At 65.2% G+C, this 18,859-nt stretch carries 14 protein-coding genes; 8 read left to right on the forward strand and 6 right to left on the reverse strand.

The features are described 5' to 3' along the window. Positions 1–75 precede the first annotated feature (75 nt). Both AB0310_RS13020 and AB0310_RS13025 read left to right on the forward strand, forming a co-directional pair. A complete protein-coding gene (locus AB0310_RS13020; protein ID WP_522727342.1) occupies positions 76–858 on the forward strand; it encodes an ABC transporter ATP-binding protein in 783 nt (260 codons plus the stop codon). Beyond that, complete coding sequence (locus tag AB0310_RS13025) at positions 855–1,589, forward strand: ABC transporter permease (protein ID WP_366237408.1); 735 nt, start codon at positions 855–857, stop codon at positions 1,587–1,589. Before AB0310_RS13020 ends, AB0310_RS13025 begins: the two co-directional genes overlap by 4 nt. A 19-nt stretch (positions 1,590–1,608) precedes the next feature. Here AB0310_RS13025 and hrpB read toward each other — a convergent pair whose 3' ends face one another. The 3 genes from hrpB to AB0310_RS13040 all read right to left on the reverse strand — a co-directional run bounded on the left by hrpB (position 1,609) and on the right by AB0310_RS13040 (position 6,563). Continuing rightward, positions 1,609–4,164 carry an ATP-dependent helicase HrpB gene (gene hrpB, locus AB0310_RS13030; RefSeq protein WP_366237409.1) on the reverse strand — a complete coding sequence of 852 codons (2,556 nt, stop codon included), beginning with the start codon at positions 4,162–4,164 and terminating at the stop codon, positions 1,609–1,611. Between the two features lie 197 nt (positions 4,165–4,361). Further along, positions 4,362–5,963, reverse strand: a complete 1,602-nt coding sequence (locus AB0310_RS13035; protein WP_187663263.1) for an SPFH domain-containing protein — start codon at positions 5,961–5,963, stop codon at positions 4,362–4,364. A gap of 171 nt (positions 5,964–6,134) precedes the next feature. Beyond that, complete coding sequence (locus tag AB0310_RS13040; protein ID WP_025104537.1) at positions 6,135–6,563, reverse strand: MarR family winged helix-turn-helix transcriptional regulator; 429 nt, start codon at positions 6,561–6,563, stop codon at positions 6,135–6,137. Positions 6,564–7,009: 446 nt separating this feature from the next. Here AB0310_RS13040 and AB0310_RS13045 point away from each other — a divergent pair, with 446 nt between their 5' ends. Genes AB0310_RS13045 through AB0310_RS13055 form a run of 3 tightly spaced genes read left to right on the forward strand, consistent with a single transcriptional unit; the run spans position 7,010 to position 10,436 of the window. Continuing rightward, positions 7,010–7,747, forward strand: coding sequence for a TnsA-like heteromeric transposase endonuclease subunit (locus AB0310_RS13045; protein WP_082066568.1), 738 nt, complete (start codon positions 7,010–7,012; stop codon positions 7,745–7,747). A 53-nt stretch (positions 7,748–7,800) separates the two neighbouring features. Then, complete coding sequence (locus AB0310_RS13050; RefSeq protein WP_259953532.1) at positions 7,801–9,750, forward strand: TnsB C-terminal domain-containing protein; 1,950 nt, start codon at positions 7,801–7,803, stop codon at positions 9,748–9,750. Next, positions 9,747–10,436, forward strand: a complete 690-nt coding sequence (locus AB0310_RS13055; protein WP_366237410.1) for an ATP-binding protein — start codon at positions 9,747–9,749, stop codon at positions 10,434–10,436. The genes AB0310_RS13050 and AB0310_RS13055 overlap by 4 nt, the downstream gene beginning before the upstream one ends. Here the strand turns inward: AB0310_RS13055 and AB0310_RS13060 are convergent. Further along, positions 10,333–12,621: an NACHT domain-containing protein gene (locus tag AB0310_RS13060; protein ID WP_366237411.1), complete on the reverse strand. Its 2,289-nt coding sequence runs from the start codon at positions 12,619–12,621 to the stop codon at positions 10,333–10,335. The two genes, AB0310_RS13055 and AB0310_RS13060, sit on opposite strands and share 104 nt — an antisense overlap. A 442-nt stretch (positions 12,622–13,063) precedes the next feature. Here AB0310_RS13060 and AB0310_RS13065 point away from each other — a divergent pair, with 442 nt between their 5' ends. Further along, the gene (locus AB0310_RS13065; RefSeq protein WP_366237412.1) at positions 13,064–13,729 is read left to right on the forward strand and encodes a hypothetical protein; all 666 of its coding nucleotides are present in this window, start codon (positions 13,064–13,066) and stop codon (positions 13,727–13,729) included. A gap of 402 nt (positions 13,730–14,131) precedes the next feature. On the opposite strand, the gene AB0310_RS13070 is transcribed toward AB0310_RS13065, so the two are convergent. Then, positions 14,132–15,757 carry a restriction endonuclease subunit S domain-containing protein gene (locus AB0310_RS13070; protein ID WP_366237413.1) on the reverse strand — a complete coding sequence of 542 codons (1,626 nt, stop codon included), beginning with the start codon at positions 15,755–15,757 and terminating at the stop codon, positions 14,132–14,134. Then, positions 15,757–16,629, reverse strand: coding sequence for an HNH endonuclease (locus AB0310_RS13075; RefSeq protein ID WP_153243569.1), 873 nt, complete (start codon positions 16,627–16,629; stop codon positions 15,757–15,759). The genes AB0310_RS13070 and AB0310_RS13075 overlap by 1 nt, the downstream gene beginning before the upstream one ends. Before the next feature lie 365 nt (positions 16,630–16,994). Here AB0310_RS13075 and AB0310_RS13080 point away from each other — a divergent pair, with 365 nt between their 5' ends. Together AB0310_RS13080 and AB0310_RS13085 are read left to right on the forward strand one after the other, a co-directional pair. Then, entirely contained in the window at positions 16,995–17,549 is a 555-nt protein-coding gene (locus tag AB0310_RS13080; RefSeq protein ID WP_197073244.1) for an SLATT domain-containing protein, read from the forward strand. Continuing rightward, a complete protein-coding gene (locus AB0310_RS13085; RefSeq protein WP_045264191.1) occupies positions 17,549–18,847 on the forward strand; it encodes a nucleotide-binding domain-containing protein in 1,299 nt (432 codons plus the stop codon). Before AB0310_RS13080 ends, AB0310_RS13085 begins: the two co-directional genes overlap by 1 nt. The last annotated feature ends 12 nt before the right edge of the window (positions 18,848–18,859 follow it).

An 18,859-nucleotide genomic window follows, 5' to 3' on the forward strand; every position in this document is an offset into this window, starting at 1 on the left:
TCGATCCGGCGCTCCGCAGCTGTGCCCACCGAGCCGTTGACGCCCGACGAGGCGAGGCGCATAATTCATCGCATGATGAATAACGCGGCGGTCGAGATCACGCAGCTCCGCGTGCGGCGTGGGGCCGTATCCGTGTTCGACGGCATCGACCTCGCCGTCCCGCGCGGGCAGATCACGGGTCTCCTCGGCCCCTCGGGGTGCGGCAAGACCACGCTCATGCGGTCGATCGTCGGTGTGCAGCGGATCGCCTCCGGCGACGTGACCGTTCTGGGTGAGCCGGGCGGTTCGCGTCGGCTCCGGCACCGCGTGGCCTACGGTACGCAGGGCGCCTCGGTCTACGGCGACCTCAGCGTGCGGCAGAACCTCTCGTACTTCGCGTCGCTCCTGAAGGCGCCGAAGGGCGATGTCGACCGGGTCATCCAGGAGGTCGGCCTCGGCGCACAGGCCACGCAGCTCGTCGATGCGCTGAGCGGCGGCCAGGCGACGCGGGTGTCGCTCGCGGTGGCTCTGATCGGCTCGCCGGAACTGGTCGTGCTGGACGAGCCGACCGTCGGACTCGACCCCGTGTTGCGGGCGGAGCTCTGGACCCTGTTCCGCCGGCTGGCCGACCGGGGCGTCACGCTCATCGTGTCCAGTCACGTGATGGACGAGGCGGTGCGCTGCGACCGGCTGCTGCTGATGCGGGAGGGGAGGATCATCGCCGACACCACGCCGTCGTCCCTGCTCGCCGACACCGGCACGACCGACGCCGAGGCCGCGTTCCTGGCGCTGATCGAACGTGACAGGGCCGCCGGCGCCGCGACCACCCGGCGGGCGCGGCGAGAAGCGCACGAGCGCCAGGAGGAGGACGCGACATGAACGGCCGCCGGCTGTTCGCGACCGCCGGCCGTGTGCTCACGCAGCTCCGACACGACCCGCGGTCCATCGCCCTGATGCTCATCGCCCCGAGCCTGCTCGTCGGTCTCTTCGCCTGGCTGTTCAGCGAGCAGGACGGTGTGTTCGATCAGTTCGGGGGTGCCATCCTGGCGCTGTTCCCGTTCATCGTGATGTTCCTCATCACGTCGATCACCACCTTGCGCGAACGCCGTTCCGGCACGCTCGAACGGCTGATGACCACGCCGCTCGAGAAGGCCGACTTCATCCTCGGGTATGCGCTCGCGTTCGGGCTGATGGCCGTGCTGCAGGCGGTGATCACGGTGTCGTTCGCGGTCGGGGTGTGCGGGCTCGACGTCGACGGACCGCTGTGGCAGCTGGGCCTCGTCGCGGTGGTCGACGCACTGCTCGGCACAGCCCTCGGCCTGCTGGCGAGCGCGTTCGCCCAGACCGAGTTCCAGGCCATGCAGTTCATGCCGTTGCTGGTGTTCCCGCAGATCATCCTCGGCGGGTTGTTCATGCCGCGCGACCACATGCCCGACGTGCTGTACGCCATCTCCGACTGGCTGCCGCTCAGCTACGCGATCGACACGATCAACGCCGTCACGGCGGGGGACGAAGAGTGGGACGTGTTCGGTCCGCTGCTCATCGTCGCGGCCTTCGCGGTCGGCGCTCTGGTGCTCGCCGCCCTCACGCTGCGGCGGCGTACACGCTGAGCCGGAGTCCTGGCCTGGGTCAGCGCGCGGCGCGGTTCTTGGTGTGCTTCGTCGGCACGGCGGCCCAGGGGTCCTCGGGCCAGGGGTGCCGGGGGTAGCGGCCGCGCATCTCGGCGCGCACCTGGGCATAGGGGCCGGACCAGAACGAGGCGAGGTCGTCGGTCACGGCGAGCGGCCGCCCCGCGGGGGACAGCAGGTGGAAGAGGACGGGAACGCGGCCGTCCACCAGCCGGGGAGTCTCCGCCCACCCGAAGCACTCCTGCAGCTTCACCGCGACGACGGGGCGTGCGGTCGGATCCCCGTCGGGTTCCGGGTAGGTGATGCGGACGCGGGAGCCGCTGGGGACCTCGAGCCGCTCCGGGACGAGGGCATCGAGGTGCACGGCCTCGGGCCAGGGCAGCAGACGGCGCAGCGCCGAGGACAGATCCAGCCGACTCGCGGGGGTGCCGGATGCCAGCGCGTCGAGCTCCGGCGCCATCCAGGCATCGAGGGCGTCGACCAACCCCGCGTCCGACACATCGGGCCAGGGCTCTCCGAGCTCACGTCGCAGCAGCGCGAGTCTGCGGCGCAGGGCCTCCGCCCCGTCGGACCAGATGAACATGCCGAGGCCATCGCGTCGGACGGCTCGGGCCACGGCGTCCCGCCCTTCCGATGCCGCCGCTCGCACCGGCACCGATGAGCGCAGGATCGCACCGATCCGGCGCTCGCGGCGGGCCTGCACACGACCTCCGACGAACTCGGCCTCCACGCGGTCGCTCATCAGGGGGCCCGCCGCGCGCTCCGCCTGCTCCTCGGTGAGGGCCGCCGCGGAACGGATGACCGCACCGGAACCGGCGGCCGCCCGGGACGAGGCGCGGGCGACATCGGCCACGGCGAGCCATTCCGAGGACGCGAGGGAACCGCTCACTCCGGCCCGCGTGCCGGAGGCCAGCAGGAACGTCGCTCCCGATCCCGTGTGCTCGACGCGGTGGGCGACACGTTCGGGGAAGGCCAGCGCGATCACGAGACCGACGCCGTCGAGACCCGCGCGGGTGTCCGGCGTCGGATCGGCGAGGCGTTCCAGACGACGCGCGTCCTCGCGCCAGCGACGGGCCTCCGCAGTCCCGCCGCCCCGCAACGCGACAAGAGCGTGGGCGACGTCGGCATCCGGGACGCGCTGATCACCGCCCAGAAGCGCGACGACCTCGGCGGCGAGCCGGCTCCCCACCACGGGGCTGCCGTCCCGCAGCGCCCTGGCCAGCCGGGGGTCGGTCGGGATGCGGGCCAGCACGCGGCCCTCGGCCGTGGCGCGCCCGTCGTCGTCGATCGCTCCGAGACCGCGAAGCACCGCGACGGCGTCGGCGAGGCTGTCGGCTCGCAGCGGTTCGATCAACCGCAGGCCTCGTCCGCCCGGGGCACCCCAGCACGCCAGGAGGAGGGCGGCGTCGGTGAGGTCGGCCGTCGCGATCTCCGGGGACGGACGCGCGGGAGCCGCGGCGTAGGCGCGCTCGTCCACACACCGGACGACGATGCCGGGGCCCTGACGCGTCGCGCGTCCGGCACGCTGCACGCACGAGGAACGGGAGGCGGCGGTGGTGACCAGGCCCGTCATGCCGCGGGCGGCGTCGCGCTGCGGCTGCCGGGACAGACAGCTGTCCACGACCATCCGCACACCCGGCACCGTGATCGACGACTCGGCGAGCGAGGTGGCGACGATGATGCGGGGCACGCCCCCCGGTGCACGACCGCGGATCACGGCATCCTGTTCGGCCGGCGGGATCTGGCCGTGCAGCTCCCGCACGTCGAAGGCGCCGTTCAGAGTGCGGACGCGTCGGGCGATCTCCGACACCTCGCGAGCGCCCGGGGCGAACACGAGCACGTCGGCTTCGGGGTCTTCGCGGACCAGCTCGGTGGCGGCGGAGGCGGAGACACTCGCGATGTGCTCGAGGAAGCCGCGGGTGACTCCCCGTTCGTCGAGGCGGGGCGTGGGACTCGGAGCCCAGCGCTCGGTGAGGGGGAAGGCCGGGACGTCATGGTCGACGATCGGCGCGGGGGACTCGGCGGTGCCGATGACGGCGGCGAGCCGGGCAGCGTCGAGGGTGGCGGACATCGCGACGACGACGAGGTCATCCCGCAGCTCCCGCACCTCCGAGAGCAGGCCGACGAGGAGGTCGGTCTCGAGGGCACGCTCGTGCACCTCATCGATGATGACCGCACTCACGCCGTCGAGTCCCGGGTCGTCCAGCAACCGTCGCAGGAGCACGCCGGCGGTGACGAACTCGACCCTCGTATCCGGCCCGGCGGTGCGCTCGCCGCGGACGGTGAAGCCCACCCGGGATCCGAGCGGGGAGCCATCGAGGTGTGCGAGTCGGCGGGCGGCGGCACGCGCGGCGACCCGGCGGGGTTGGGTGACGATCACGCGGTCGGTGGTTCGTGAGGCGAGGAGCGGCGGTACGAGGGTGGTCTTGCCCGTGCCCGGCGGCGCGGTCACCACCACGGAGCCGCTCGTGTCGAGGGCAGCGGAGAGCTCCTCGAGGGCGCCCGCGAACGACAGGCCGGCACCGATGGCGGCGAGGTCGAAGGCAGCGCGGGTCACCCGTCCAGTCTGCCCGGTTGATCGGCGCCCGGAGCCGTTCACAACTCAGGAGATCCGGGGGGATTCGGCGCACAGAGAGGGATCGCCGCGTCCGTGCTTGCCGATCTCCTGAGTTGTGAACCGGCAGAGGCGGTGCCCGACGACAGACAGCGGATGCCGCGACCGAGTCGGTCGCGGCATCCGCTGTCCTGTGCTGCTTACTCCGCGTCGGGAGCCGGGGGAGCGGGTGGCGGCGGGGTGGTCGGTGCGGGCGTGCGCGGCGCCGGGGTCGGTGCGGACGCTTCGGCGACTCCGGCTCCGAAGCCGCGACCGACGGCCTGCCCCTGGATGATTCCGGCCAGGTCGAGGCCTGTCGCGGAGTGCACGCTGTCGAACACCGAGCGCATGGCCTTCGCGCTGTCGGCGCCGACGACGTTCGACGCGCCGTCCTCGGCGGATCCGCCGACGATCGAGACGCTGCCGATGGCGGCGTAGCCCTTCGCGAACTCCGACATGATCGACGGCAGCACTTCCAGCACGCGCTGCGAGAGGAAGGCATCCTGGTTGGAGGCGATGGCCTTGGCCTCGGCCTCGACAGCGGCTGCACGGGCCTCACCCTCGGCGCGGATCGCCTCGGCCTCGGCGTTGGCGCGGAGGCGACGGGCCTCGGCTTCGGCCTCCGCCTGGGCGCGCAGAGCATCCGCGTCACCGGTCGCCTTCGCGATCGCGGCGGCAGCCTCACCGTCGGCGCGCGCCTTGTCGGCCTGCGCCTGCTGCTCGGCGATGCGGGTGCGCGCCTCGGCCTGCTTGACCTGCTCGATCGCCGCCGCCTCGGCCGCCCGCTCACGCGTGTAGAGCTCGGCCTGCGCGCGGGTCTCCGCCTCGTACCGCTGGGCGTCCGCGACGCGCTTGACGTCGGCGTCGAGCTGCGCCTGCTTGTTCTCGGCCTGTTGCTGCAGCACGGCCTGCTCGGCCTGGGCGCGGGCGAGCTGCTCGGCCTGCTCCGCCTCGGCGCGGGCCCGGCCGATGCCGGCGTTGGCGTTGGCGGTGTTGGTGTCGAGAGCGGTCTGCTCGACGAGGTTCGCCTCCTGGTTGGCGATGTTCTTCTGGTTGATCGCGCGGTCGGCGTTGGTCTGCGAGATCTCCGCGGCCTGACGCTTCGCCTGGATCTCCGGCGCACCGAGGGACTGGATGTAGCCGACCTTGTCGGTGATGCCCTTGATCTGGAAGGAGTCGAGGATGAGGCCCTGTTCGGCGAGCTCCTGGGAGACGTCGGCGGCGATCTGGTCCGAGAACTTCTTGCGCTCCCGCATGAGCTCCACGACGGAGAGCGTCGCGACGATGCCGCGCAGGGCGCCCTCCAGCTGCTCGGTGGTGAACTGCTCGATGGCCTTGTCCTGGGAGGCGAAGCGCTCGGCGGCCCGGCGCACCAGCAGCGGGTCGGAGCCGATCTTGACGATGGCGACGCCGTCGACGTTGAGCGTCACGTTGTCGAGCGACTGAGCCTCGGCGTTGAGCGACACCTGCCGCGAGCGGAGGGAGATGATCTCGTGGCGCTGGGTGATCGGGTTGACGAGCGACTTCCCGTTCACGATGACCGTGACGGGCGATTCCGACATCTCCGAGCTGCTCGTGCCGTCGGCGCCGATCACGGCACGCTGCACCTTCTGCTTGCGTCCGGAGATGACGAGCGCTTCGTCGGCGCGAGCCACCTTGATCCAGCTGCGGGCGAACAGCAGCAGGATCAGCAGGACGACGATCGCGGCGACGACCGCGATCCCGATGACGATGAGGATGCCGACGATTCCGGCGATCTCCATGGATGACCTCCCTGGTTCCCCCCGAGGGGGCGGTCCGATATGCCCACGGTCGATGTGGGCGTGCGCAACCCACCCTGCCAGAAAAGAGACGCCCGCCACCGCGTCGGGCGCCATCATGCCGGTATCGGTGGGCGTTCCTCCCGCCGCCCTGCCTGTGGAGGAGGGGAGCGGTCAGCGGGTGCGGAGTTTCTCCGCGAGGTCGCGCAGCAGGCGCAGCTCCTCGTCGTCGAGGCGTGACATCCGGTCGGCGATCGACCGGCCGTGCACGGTCGCGAGCGCACGGAAGGCCCGGGCGCCCTCGTCCGTCGCGCGGATCAGGGCGCCGCGGCCGTCGTCCGGGTCGGCGCACTTCGCGACCAGTCCCCGCGTCACCATCCGGTCGACGAGGCGGGAGACGCTCGGCTGGCTGATGAGCATGTTGGCGGTGATGTCGCGCAGGCGGGCGGTCATCTCCGGCGAGCGTGTGACGGTGAGCAGCACGTCGTACTCGGCCTGCGTGATGTCGCCGGTGTCGAAGTCGGCTGCCATCTCGGTGAACAATTCGTGCTGCGCGCGGAACAGGCTTTCCCAGGCCTCCAGCGCGAGCTTCCGATCGGTCATCCTCACAGAGTACCGGGCGCAGTAAAGGGCCGGTCGGAGAGGCTCCCGACCGGCCCTTGTCCCTTGCACCAAGAGTGTCCTGCAATCACATGCGGTGGATGCCACAGCAAACATTCACCGTGCGATCACTGTATAACGGCGAGGTAACGAATGCAACGGTTTGATCACAAATGGCAGGCACCCGGCGACGATTGTCCGATCTCACGAAAAGTGTCGGAGTCTCACGAAGGCTGTCGGAGAGTCTCACGAAAGTGTCGGAGTCTCACTAGACGTGTCGGAAGAGCGGCGTGTCGACCAGCCTCGTTGGGTGCCGGACATAGTCTGCCCGTGAGCAGATCCCCAGTCGGGGCATCTTTGTCAGGGCTCAGGACATAGGCCAGTACCGCTCCCCAGGAGAGAGGCTGACTGCCGAATAGGAAGTATCCGTCGATGTCGATTGGATCCCTATGGACCTGACTCAGCAGTGGCCTGTTCCTCCCACCACTAAAGCCAACCGGACGCGAGCTCGCGTTGAGTACCGTCTCGATGGCGTGCAACTAGAGCTCGACGCCGTCGACTGCGACAGCGTGCCCTTCGAACGAGGCGATCCCGTTCGGAACTTTCCCAGTTGGCGGCTCAAGCGTCATTACGACGGCTACCACTGGATGGGTGCGCTTGGCGCGTCTGTCGGATTCGAGTCGCTGACGGAGCGGGGCTGCCTCATCGAATTGGACCGCACCCCGGGCGTGGTTGCGATCGCCAGCCAGCCCATGTGGATCCGATGGACCACACCCGACGGCCCGCGCGAGCACTGCCCGGACTACTTCGTGCGTCTGGACGACGGGCACGCCGTGCTGATGGACGTCAAGCCGGCGACTCAGATCAAGGACGACGTCAGAAGACAGTTCGACATGACAGCGGTGTTCGCCGCTGAGCGCGGCTGGCGGTATGTCGTCTATGACGCGGAATCGGTAGTCCGCGAGGCCAACCTCCGATTCCTGGGCCCGTTTCGAGACTGGGCGAGCAGCGAAGAACTGCCAATGCTCCCAGAAGATGGGCTGCCCCTGGCTGAGGTAGCTGCGCTGCTCGGCGTCGGATCCGAGGGCTTCGCACACTGCTACGCGCACCTCTGGTCAGGGGCGCTCGAGGCAGATCTCGATCAAGCCCTCAACATCAGAACGATCGTGTGGCAAAGGAGCGTGTAATGCGGGTTGTAGTTGGCGGGTCGCTCACGTGGCGTCAACGCAAGTTCTCGGTCTTGTTCATCGAGAAGGATTCGGCGATGCTCCGAGATGAGGACGGAAGTGAGGTCGAAGTCGCTCTCGACGAGCTTCGACATGATGCAACACCGGTGCCTAGCGACACTTCAGGTCTGCTGAACCTTCCTCTGCAGGTGCAGGACATCACGCCGGACATGGATGCGTGGCTGCAATCCTGCATACGTATCGAGGCGACCCGAGAAGAGATCGGGGTCGGGAAGGCTGTTGAAGCAGAGCGCGAGTGGCTGGAGGTGCGCCTAAGTAGAACTGTCTCCACGCGCGCCGTGGAGCGTCGGCTTAAAGCGTTCCGAGAGCAGGGGACGACCACTGCAGGCAAAGGCTCCCCACGCAAGAGCACATGGGATCCACGCCTCGTCGAGGCCATCAACCACGTACTCGGAGGAAAGAGCCGCGCCTCGACTGTGAGTCGAACTACAGCGATCGAACAAATCATGAGGCGCGTCGAACGTCTCCACGGCGATGCGGTGAAGCTGCCGAGCCGAGCGACGTTCTTCCGACTTCTCGAAGCAGACGAGCACGGGCAATTCACCTTCGGTTCGGCCAAGACTCGCGAGTCGCTTGCGCTTCAACCCGACGGCACATTCGGCACTCGCACCGCACTGCGTCCCGGCGAACTGGTCGAGATGGACTCCACGCGGATTGATGTCATGTTGCGGATCGATGACGAAACCGTCGGCCGGCCCGAACTGACGATTCTCCTTGACGTCGCAACGCGCTCGATTCTTGCCGCGATGCTCCGCCCCGAAGGGACGAAGAGCGTCGACCTGGTGGCTGTCCTTGCACGGGCCCTGGTGCCCTATGGCCGGCGTATGGAAGGGGTTCGCGAGACCCGACAGCTGATTTCGACGGCATGGGCTGACGATCAACTGATCGATCAGGAGCGATTTGAGCGATTGCGTATCGCGCAGCCGTATGTGTTTCCGGACACGATCACCACCGACCGCGGACGAAACTATTTGTCGCGGCATTTCCGCGCTGCGTGTGAAACCTTGAATATCTCGCTGATCACCTCGGCGCCGCACACACCAACGGACAAACCGCACGTAGAGCGAGCGTTCGGGGCAATCAACTCAATGCTGCTGCAGCATGTGAAGGGATATGTCGGCCGCAGCGTCGAACATCGCGGGCGCGACACAGACACGGAATCCGACGAACTACTGACGATCGCACAGGCCCAGGAGCTCCTAGAGGACTGGATCGCGGTCGAGTGGCAGAATCGTCCGCATGACGGACTGCGGGACCCGTTGCATCCGCGCATCAAGTTGTCGCCGAACGAGATGTGTCGCGCGTTCCGCGCTTACGTGCCCGAACTCCACGTACCGCTGACGCGAGACGACTACATCGCGCTGCTACCTGTGGACTACCGAGTTCTGAACCGCTACGGCGTGCGCATCGATAACCGCGTCTACAACTCCGAGCGGCTCAAAGGCCTGTGGAGGCGCAAGTCTCCTGACAAAGCGCGGAACGGCCGATGGCCGATCCGCGTAGACCCCTACAATCTGCACGTCGTCTGGCTCGAGCGGGACGGCGAGTTCATCCCTCTGAGATGGTCCAATCAGGTCCATGAACTCCCGATGCTGGGTGATGTCTGGCGGTACGCTCGCACGTCGCGCTCCGGTGGTGTCGCGGATCTCGATGCTGAACGTCGCGAGCTTGCGATGGCGATCAAGGCGTTCGCCGGTCAAGGGAATCCGGCCCCTCGAAGCAACGGTCAGAAGCGAAGCGGGCGAGAGCGCGCTCGATTGGCAGCGATCGCTGAAGATCCGATGAACTTCACCAGTGTGAAGGGCATCGAGGACGAGAAACGACCTGCTGACGATGACAATTCGTCCATCGAGACCACCTCTACTGAGGAATGGCCTAACACCGGTGGCTTCCCTCTCATCGGAGACAGGCTCGACGAGGTGCGGCGGAGGATCGACGAATGATCGAGATCGCGACCAAGGAAGGCTGGCGCGAGCACGTCGACACCGCGTATGAGCGCCCGGCGCCGGTCACATCCGAGGAGCTTCGGGCCATGAGCTTCGGGGACCGCGCGTTATACAACCAGGGACGAGCTCAATACTCGCAGGCAGGCGCCTTCGTGCGGACACCGCAGTTCGAAGCCTTCCAGCGAGCCGTGCGGGATCGCGTCATGCTCAACGCCTACCGACGAGTCGGGAAGCTAGGCCTGATCCTCTCGGGGGAGCCAGGCCAGGGCAAGACTACTTCGCTAGTCGAGATCGGTAGAGCACACGAACGCAGGCGGCGAGACACCGGCCACCCGGCTGCGGGGCCGGGCATGCTCCCAGTCGTGTATGTCGCGGTACCCGCCCAGTGCTCAGCCAAAGCTCTGATGCATGAGTTCGCCCGATTCCTTGGTCTCCCGGTTCTCAGCAGGATGACCTACGGGGACCTGCTGGAAGCGGTCTCGAACGCCCTGCGCAGATGCTCCACCGAACTTGTCTTGGTCGATGACGTGCATCACCTCGATCTGAAGTACCGGCAGAACGTCGAGGCATCAGACATGCTCAAGCAGCTTTCCGAGCGATGTGGAGGCACGTTCGTCTACGCCGGAATCGCAGTTGAGGGGACCGGACTTCTCGACGGCTCACGTGGTGGCGCAGCCATTTAGGTGTCTGGGTGGCGAGGCCATCGTCGAGGAGGGCAGCGGCGAGTTCGGGGCCGATCGGGCTCAACCAGCCGGGCCACGTCTCGCCGATGTCGACGTTCTCCACGATGTGGACGATCATTTCTCGTTGTTCGTCGGTGCCGTTGGAGAATACGTATCCGGCCATGAACACCCAGGTTGCGCGCCAGTGCGGGCTGGGGGCGAGGGCGATGAGCCGCGTGCGAAGGTTGGCGTCGTTGGTTTTCACGAGTGACCGAGCAGCCATGAGTTCTTGAAGGCTGCGGACTTCGAAGGCGAACCCGTCGTCTTCGGCGGGCACGAGGAGGACGAGCCGTTCGGTTGCGGCTTGCATGATCCGGTCCCCGATCTGGGTTCGGAGGCGGTCTGTGTCGTGTTCGAGTTCGGTGAGTCGGGCGTCGAGAAGCTCGCGCATCTGCCCGCGGGGCATCACCGATTTTTCGCCTCCGGAAGTTTCCGCCTTGATGTGGAGGACCCGGCCGACCGTTTCGTGCAGATAGATGATGGCGTGATTCTGTGACGCGAGGAGGGGTGCCAGGGTGGTGGGTTTTCCTGCTTCGCGCGTGTACATCGTGTCGAAGTACTGGGAGTAGAGCTGGTAGCGGTCCGAGGGCAGTGTTCCGACTCGCTCCAGGATGATCGTCATGATCAGTACCTGGAGCGGAGTCTTCATGAGGCGTTGCATCGTGCTCAGTGAGAACTGACGTTCCAGGGACGCGAGGAGTGGGTCTCGGCGGTCCGGATCGTCGGCGAGGCGCCGTTGAGTGACCATGCGCCCGTAGCGTTCTGCTGTTTCCCGATCGAGGGAGGTGAGGTTAAGTTGACGGAATCGTTCGGGCATGAATCGTTCCGCGTCGCTGGAGGGGCGGGTGGTGAAGATGCAGAGGAGGTCGGCGTTGCTGTTCTCGAGGTCTTCCACAAAGTAGGTGATCGCGTCGAGCACTCGTGGGCGGACCTCGAGCGCGGTCACTTCATCGAGCCCGTCGAGGATGATGATCGACGGCCAGGAGGTGAGCCACCGTTTGAGGACGTTCGGTTTGATGTCGATGTCGGCCCGGCGCGAGATCGTGTCGGCGAGGAATCGGAGCAGCATGAGGTCGCCGCTCGGCCCGATGGCCGCAGCGAAATCCGTGAGCCTGATGAGCACGGGCCATCGCCGCCCGGTAGGACCATCCGTCCCGAGGCCGCGGAATGCTGCCTCGGTTGCTTCGCGGACGTGCCGAGCGGTGGGTGGCAGAGACTCTTCTGCCGCAAATTGTGAGCGAAATGCCTGCGTGACGAATTTCGTGATGGTGCTCTTGCCGCTTCCTGCTCGTCCGGTTATGACGACGTGGGGGCGCTCCACCCGATCGGCCATCATGGGTTTCAGCACAGCGCTTGACCGGGTGAAGATCTCGGAGAGGACCGTAGACTCCGTTGCGTCTTCGTCGGTAGTTTTCAGGTCGATGACGATCTGCTCGACGGACTCGCGGTCGCTGCCGCCAGCTTCTTGAAAATGGACCCAGCGTTCGGCGGACAGCGCCGCTCCCGCGTGGGTGTGTAAGAAGGGATGCAGCTCGTCGGGCCTCAAGGTGTCGGAAATCTGAGTGAGGCGTTCGAGCAGGTCACCCACGGTGAGGAGAGCCCTGAACCCGTTGCGCACGGATCCGTGCGCGGTGAGAAGAGAGTTGACTTTGTCTCGGTGCCACACCCGGATCTGTCGAAGGCCGCGCTTTCGCAGGGTGACTCTCGGGTCGCCGGACGCGGGGTTGTCCAACCATTTGGCAAGGTGCGCGGTGAGGCGGTCGATGCCGGCGCCCGGCGCACTCGAGATGCGGGCGTTCGTGACGAAAAGGAGGTGGTCCGGGACTGAAGCCCGGGTGCTGGACATGTCCAGCCATTTCTCGAGTTCCGCGTCGATCTGCTTGAGAAGCCAAGAGAGGTTGTTAGCGGGATCGACGGAGTGATGCTCGCGCTGTTTCGCTTGGATCACCGTGTACCCATCCCACACGTTCGGATCGTCAGGCTCGGTGCCCCACCGAATGAGCCCACGGAAGGTGGCCTCGCGCCCCCCGTCCGGCCCCGCCCCGAAGGCTTCAAGCCCTGGACCGAACACCTCCTCACACACGGCGATCGTCATTTGTTCGAAAGCGCGCGGACTGAGTTCCTCGAGCGGGTAGTCCTGGGCCATGGGGGCTCCATTCGTGGTCTTTCGAGGCGAGACGATTCAATACGTGACAGATCCAGTCGGTCGCATCAATGTACCGAACAGGGCCACTGTTTCACGGCAGGGTGCTCGCCGAGGCTGCTCGAGCAGGAGCGTTGAAGATTGTGCGAAGCGCCCTCCCTTACGAGTGACCCGTGCCGAACATGTCCGGAGAAGCGCAGAGCGTCGGCCTCGGTAAGATCACGTGACCGCCAGGAGGCCACGTGATCTATCTAGCCGCCCTCGCCTGCGTCGCGCCGGCCCCTAATCCTCTTGCCGACCTGGTGCAGGTGGGGATCCTGGTCGTCGCGGCTGTGGCACTCTTCTGGGCTGTCCGGGAGTGGGTATGGGGCGGCAGCATCCTGAAGGTGCAGCTCGAGCTCGGCCGAACCGATGGCCTCCGATGGTACGTGCCTCTCCGGCAGATATGGAGAACCCCGATGCCATCGACTGGCGGATGCCATACAGACTGGACGGTCCCGCACTCGATGTCGCTGTCATCACAGTGATCAACAAGGGCCGAACCCCGGTGACGCTACTCAGCCCGGCGCTGCTCTTCAGCTCGAAGGGTGCGGAGGACTTGCGAGTGTCGGGTCAGCTGGTAGGCGGCAGCTGGGGAGAGGACGAAAGCCGGATCCGGCTCGAGGTCCATGACTCCTGCGTCTTTACCCTGATGCTGCAGCCGATGGCCGTCATCGCGCGCAGCGACATGACCTTCCAGAAGCCTCAAGGAGCGGGGGGAAATATCTGGGCTCGCGCAGCCGTGACGTCGGGGAAAGGTGGCGTCAAACTATCGCCGAGCTCCGTCCGGTCGAGAGCGAAGTGGTACTCGCTGAACCGCCTGGATGCTCGATGGAAGGTGAGCACTCCGTTGCGCGGGAAACCCCTCACTCCCACCGAAGAGCTGATGGCGCAGTTCCTAGCCCCCGGCGGAGATGTCTACGATCAATCGGTGCTGCTCGGCAGCGTGCTCGGTGCCGCGGAAGCAGGAGAATCCGTGAACGAGCTCGCCGCGCGGGTCGAAGACCGATACGGGATCATGAATGCCGGCAAGATCGCGATGCGCGCGATGGTCCTCGCTGGGAAGCTCTAGGGGCTTCGCGGCCTTCGAGAGTGCAGGCTGACCGCTACGCCAATGGCTGCGCACGGGCACCTCGCCCCGGGCGCTTCTGATTGGGGAGGGTAGTGCGGGGTGCAGCTGTGTACGTGAGCGTGAGGATCTCGCCAGCTGCAGGGGTCTTCACGGCGAGTGGTCGATAGGTGCGTTCCCACTCGGCGGGCACCGCGAACTCCGCAGGCGGCTCCAGGTGAGACAGGCGCGTTTCGCGTCGATCGCCATCTGCAGCCCGCCACTATGGCGTAGTTGGTGAAGCCCGCGTGCAGGAAAGTTCTGGTGAGGATCGCGCCTGCCTTGCTGGCCGAGACGGAACTGATGGGCTGCCGGTGCTCTGTCCGTGCTCGGCGCGTCGACTGCGTTGTGCCGAACTCGTCGGTGCTACGGGAACGACTTTTCATCGATTCCGGTGAGATCCCACGGCGACGCGAGCACTGGCTCGGTTTCAGAGCGGACTAACCGTGTGGGGGCCCACGCTACAAGGTGCTCGCCTTGCGGCGGACTCATGATGTAGTCGCGCGGGTGCCCGGGGCTGTCGGTCGCCGTGGTGGGATGCACCTCGAGCTGCTGATGCCAGAGGTGCGTCGCGGGCGTTGGGATCTGTTGCCCGGCGAACGCGATCGATCCCTCCTTGATGGTGATGACCTGCGGTGGATTTCCCGATGGTGAGGTGACGGTCGCGCTCTTTAGGCGGGCATGGACGACTTTGCCTTCCCAGATCAGACGTGTCTGCCGCAGTCTGACGCGTTCCAGGTTAGTGAAGCGTCCGTTGCAGACTCCGATCTCATTTCCCGTGATCCTCTCGATCTCGATCACATCACTGAGCGCCTCCTCGATAACGCGCATCTGGAGTTCCTCTTCGGCGCTGAGGTCCTCCATCGAGATGGTGATGTTTCCGCCGGGGACGTCGAACACCGCGCGATCTGCTGAGTGCAGGCGCCGTGCGAGCTGTGTGGAGCGAAGCTTTTGCGCGTTTGTGAGTTCGAGGTACTTTTCCTCAGCGAGGGTGCATGCGACTGCCCGATCGTTCTCGAATGTGAACGCGAAGGTGAGGATGAGGCACCCATCGACGAAAATGTCCCATTCGACGCCGCCTTCTTCAGGGCGACGGTGCATGACTGCGGCTTCGAGGTTCGTATGCTCGTCGCCAGTCTGAAGGGTGAGGGACACCTGATTGGCGGGGTCCTGCAGGAACAGGTCAGAGACGGTGAAGCGCGACCATTCGGTCGGCAGGTCGCTGCCTTCCGCTAGATCAGGGACCGCGGTGCCGGTGTCGGCGTAAAACACGCGCACATCGATCGGTGACTCCGACTCGTGAACGCTTACCGCGGACGTCCATGCATCATCAGGCAACATGATCAGCGATCGTTCTTGCAGGTCGCGAACAAGGTCCAATGTGTCGAGTGTGAGCATTGCGATGCGCGAGAACACGCGAACCGCCGCGGTGTAGCGCTCCTTGAGATCATGCTCGAGCGCCGCCACCTTCGCTCCGCGGGGGTCCGCGTGGACGAGATCTGCGTAGAGCCAGCCTGCCGCAAGTTGCGTATCCGAGACGATGCTGGTCGGTGCATGATCGGGTCCGACCGCCTGAACGGTGTATCCCTGGACTTGTGTTCCCTGGATTTCCGTAGACCCCCAGGCTGCTCGTAGGGCCGTGATTCGCTGCCTATCGGAAGCTGATGCCGCCCCGGCAGTCAATGCGGTGATCGCGTCGAGGACCCGGTTGTAAAAGATCGGCTCCGACTCGACCGTGAGCGGGCGCAGGCGAGCGACGAGAGACTCGAAGGTCTCCTCATCGGGCAGGTCCTCTACGACGGTAAAGCGGCCCGCGAGATCGATGTTGCCGCGGATCATGGTGTTGGCGAACGCCTGGAGGCGGTCCCTCGACTGCGAGAGTGAGTACGCGGCAACCCGTCGCGCACGCAGAACAAAGCGTTCCACGATCTTTGCGGGCTCGATCGTCGGTGCCACCTTCTTCTGGCCGCGACGATCGTTCTGAGCCGCCATCAGTCCACACGCCTTGTGAATCCCGTGATCGGGTCGAACGGCCAATCGACGGCGAAGACGCGATTGAAGCTGATCACCATTGCCGATTCCGTTAGTTCATCCGAGGCTGCCATCAAGATGATCTCGCCAGGGCTCGGTTCGTGTGCGGAACGCGCGACCTTGATGGACCTCGCTACGTCGCCGAGCTCAGCCTTCTGGTCACGGGGCACGTCTCGGGCAACGAGGAGCTCAGCTCTCAACGCATCAGCGCGGGGCGTCCGCGGGATCGCGTGCAGCGCAACGCATCCGGCCAAATATGCAGTCTTGACCGCTGCGATGTGCGAACGGGTTGCGTCGACAATCTCGTAGCTCATCTCGAACTCCTGTTCTCCCAAGATCTGAGAGACCGCCGGGTCGTGTTTGCCGTGTTGGAAGAGAACAAACCCGCCGGATGCGTTCTCGCGTAGTAGGTACTCGCCAACGCTGCGGCGGCCGGGAACGGTCTTGCCCGAGAGTCGTACCTTCCCGATCGCGTTCTCATACCAATTGCGCAGGTGCGGCTCGTACTTGCTGCCGAACTCGTTGTTGCAATTTTCACAGGTCATCGTGATCACGCTCCCGCCAACTGAGTGGGGCGGCACATGCTCTCGGCTTCGCGGCTCCGGCGCGAAGCAGATCGGGCAAACACCAAAGTCGACAAAATCGAACGCGACAGGGAGCGCCTGAAAATACCGCTCTGTTCCCAATGGCCGCGGCATACGCACCTCGAGCGTCGACCCATCCTCCAGACGAAGAACGGCCTGGCTGAGCTCAGGGATGCCGCGACCATTCGCACGCCCATTGACGCTTTCAATCACACCGCGTACACGAGGCTGGCCAGACGAATCGCTCACGGGTCAGACTGTACTCGTCGTCCTCGACGTTGCGGGAATGTCCGCTAGCTCTCTAAATCGAGGAAGTAGCGCGACTGCGTCGCCTCTATCGGTGAATTCGCTCAGGCTTCATGACGGATCGCGCTTGTGAGCCGGATGTAAATTCCGGGGCATGCAGAGTCGTTTCTCTCTGGGGTGAACGGAAAGAGTCGTAGCCTGCGCGGGACTTCGTCCCCAACGTTCCGGCCGAGCTACGCCCATTGGTTCGCCTTCGAAACGGGCCGTGTCGGTGTCCGCCGCTAGCATGCACTTGCGGCGGACTGTCGCCGTGGGCTGGGGGAAAGATGCATCGACGAGAGACAGAACCGTCAGAGGCGGGTCGTGACTTGCTTCTCAACCAGGTGAGAGAGCTATATGGGCGCATCGCGTACACGCAGAAGACCCATGAGAAGCAAGCTGACATCTGCGCGATGTCCTCGCGGAGGCAAAGAGTCTGGAAGTTCGTTCTCACGGCGGTCGGATCGGGGACGTTCCTAGCGTCACTCTTCGGGCTGCTGCTGGACCCGCAGTGGGCATCGCTAGCTACCTCCTTCATCGCCGTGCTAGTCACGGCGGCAAGCCTGGGTGACCGGACATTCCGATACGGCGAGGAGATGCAGCAGCACCGCGACACCGCGGCTTTGCTATGGAACTTGCGGGAGTCGTATCTGTCGCTGATTGTGGACCTGAAGTCCGAGTCTCTGCCGCTCGACCAGGCGCGGCAGAAACGAGACGAGCTGCAGAAGGCGGCTCAGGCCGTGCTGAAGGACGCCCCGCGAACGACACCGCAGGCGTATGCCATGGCTCAATCCGGCCTGAAGGACAAGGAAGATCTCACTCTCAGCACGCAGGAGATCGATTTGATGCTGCCGGAGGCGCTTCGAGAGGATTGGGAGCACTGATGTCGCAAACCGGTGACATCTTCGATGGTCTCCTCACCAATCTCAGGGTCAACACTGCTGAGAGCATCGCCGACCGGCGGGACGAAGTAACGAAAGCTCTGAACAGCGAGTTCCGCAGCTTGACCGGCTCCACGGCGAACAAGCTGATGGTCGGTTCCTACGGTCGTTGGACAGCGATCAAAGGTATATCGGACCTTGACCTCCTGTACATATTGCCGTCCAGTCTGCGCGCCTCATACGAGGAGGAAGGCGGGCCGCTCAAAGCGCTGCGGCGCGCCCGCGCTGCGATCCAGAAGCGGTATCCGACGACGACTGTCGGGGTCGACAGGCTGGTCGTCGTAGTGGAGTTCTCGAACTTCACTTTCGAGGTGCAGCCCGTGTTCGAAAACGAGGACGGGTCCTTCGACTACCCGGACACTTACAGCGACTCGTGGAAGATGACGAAGCCTCGCGATGAGATCTCCGCAATCAGCGAGGAAGACTCAGCTACTAGTGGCAATCTGCGACGCTTGTGCAAGCTCGCTCGAGCATGGCGCAACAAGCAAGGAGTCGTGATGGGCGGGCTGCTCGTAGACACCCTTGCGTACAATTTCCTAACGTCTACGACGGAACATCGCTCTGGCACGTCCGAATCCTACGGCGAGATGATGCGCGACTTCCTTCTGTACCTCGCGGACCAGGTGGACCACGATTTCTATCTGGCGCTTGGAAGCCGTCAGCGCGTTCGAGTCAAGAAGCGCTTCCAGAAGAAGGCTGCGTCCGGCGCTGAGCTTTGCACCGAGGCGGTCGACGCTGCTGGTCAGAAGAACGAGTACAAGAAGTGGAGAGCAGTATTCGGAAAGTCCGTCCCAGCAGTAGTGGCTGGAGGGGAGAATGCGCTTGCAGCCAGATCGTTCAACGACACGGAGGAGTTCATCGAGGACACCCATCCCGTGGACATCCGTTTTTCGGTCGAGATCAGCTGTACCGTGACCCAGGACGGATTCCGTCCTACCTCGCTGAACTCATTTCTCAACCTGTTCTCGCTACTGCCCGCAAAGAAACAACTTACGTTCGCGATCGACAACATCGACGTGCCGGGATCATATGAGGTGCGTTGGAAGGTACTGAACCGAGGAGCCGAAGCTGAGCGGCGGGATCACGTACGCGGTGAGATCATCCGTCCGACCCACGGCACCGAGCGCCGCGAAGTGACCTCCTTCCGAGGGAATCATTACGTGGAGTGCTACGTCATCCAGCGCAACGTCGTCGTGGCTCGCGGGCATATCGACATCCCGATCGCAGCAGAGTCTTCCTAGACCGCGCCCCTG

Origin of the sequence: Microbacterium meiriae, assembly GCF_040702565.1 — a bacterium.
GTDB lineage: Bacteria > Actinomycetota > Actinomycetes > Actinomycetales > Microbacteriaceae > Microbacterium > Microbacterium meiriae.

Coding starts and splice junctions, on each gene's coding strand:
- AB0310_RS13060 (WP_366237411.1), bottom strand. CDS start 12,621: ATGGCCCAGGACTACCCGCTCGAGGAACTCAGTCCGCGCGCTTTCGAA.
- AB0310_RS13035 (WP_187663263.1), bottom strand. CDS start 5,963: ATGGAGATCGCCGGAATCGTCGGCATCCTCATCGTCATCGGGATCGCG.
- AB0310_RS13020 (WP_522727342.1), top strand. CDS start 76: ATGAATAACGCGGCGGTCGAGATCACGCAGCTCCGCGTGCGGCGTGGG.
- AB0310_RS13085 (WP_045264191.1), top strand. CDS start 17,549: ATGTCGCAAACCGGTGACATCTTCGATGGTCTCCTCACCAATCTCAGG.
- AB0310_RS13065 (WP_366237412.1), top strand. CDS start 13,064: ATGGAGAACCCCGATGCCATCGACTGGCGGATGCCATACAGACTGGAC.
- AB0310_RS13025 (WP_366237408.1), top strand. CDS start 855: ATGAACGGCCGCCGGCTGTTCGCGACCGCCGGCCGTGTGCTCACGCAG.
- AB0310_RS13045 (WP_082066568.1), top strand. CDS start 7,010: ATGGACCTGACTCAGCAGTGGCCTGTTCCTCCCACCACTAAAGCCAAC.
- AB0310_RS13070 (WP_366237413.1), bottom strand. CDS start 15,757: ATGGCGGCTCAGAACGATCGTCGCGGCCAGAAGAAGGTGGCACCGACG.
- AB0310_RS13040 (WP_025104537.1), bottom strand. CDS start 6,563: ATGACCGATCGGAAGCTCGCGCTGGAGGCCTGGGAAAGCCTGTTCCGC.
- AB0310_RS13055 (WP_366237410.1), top strand. CDS start 9,747: ATGATCGAGATCGCGACCAAGGAAGGCTGGCGCGAGCACGTCGACACC.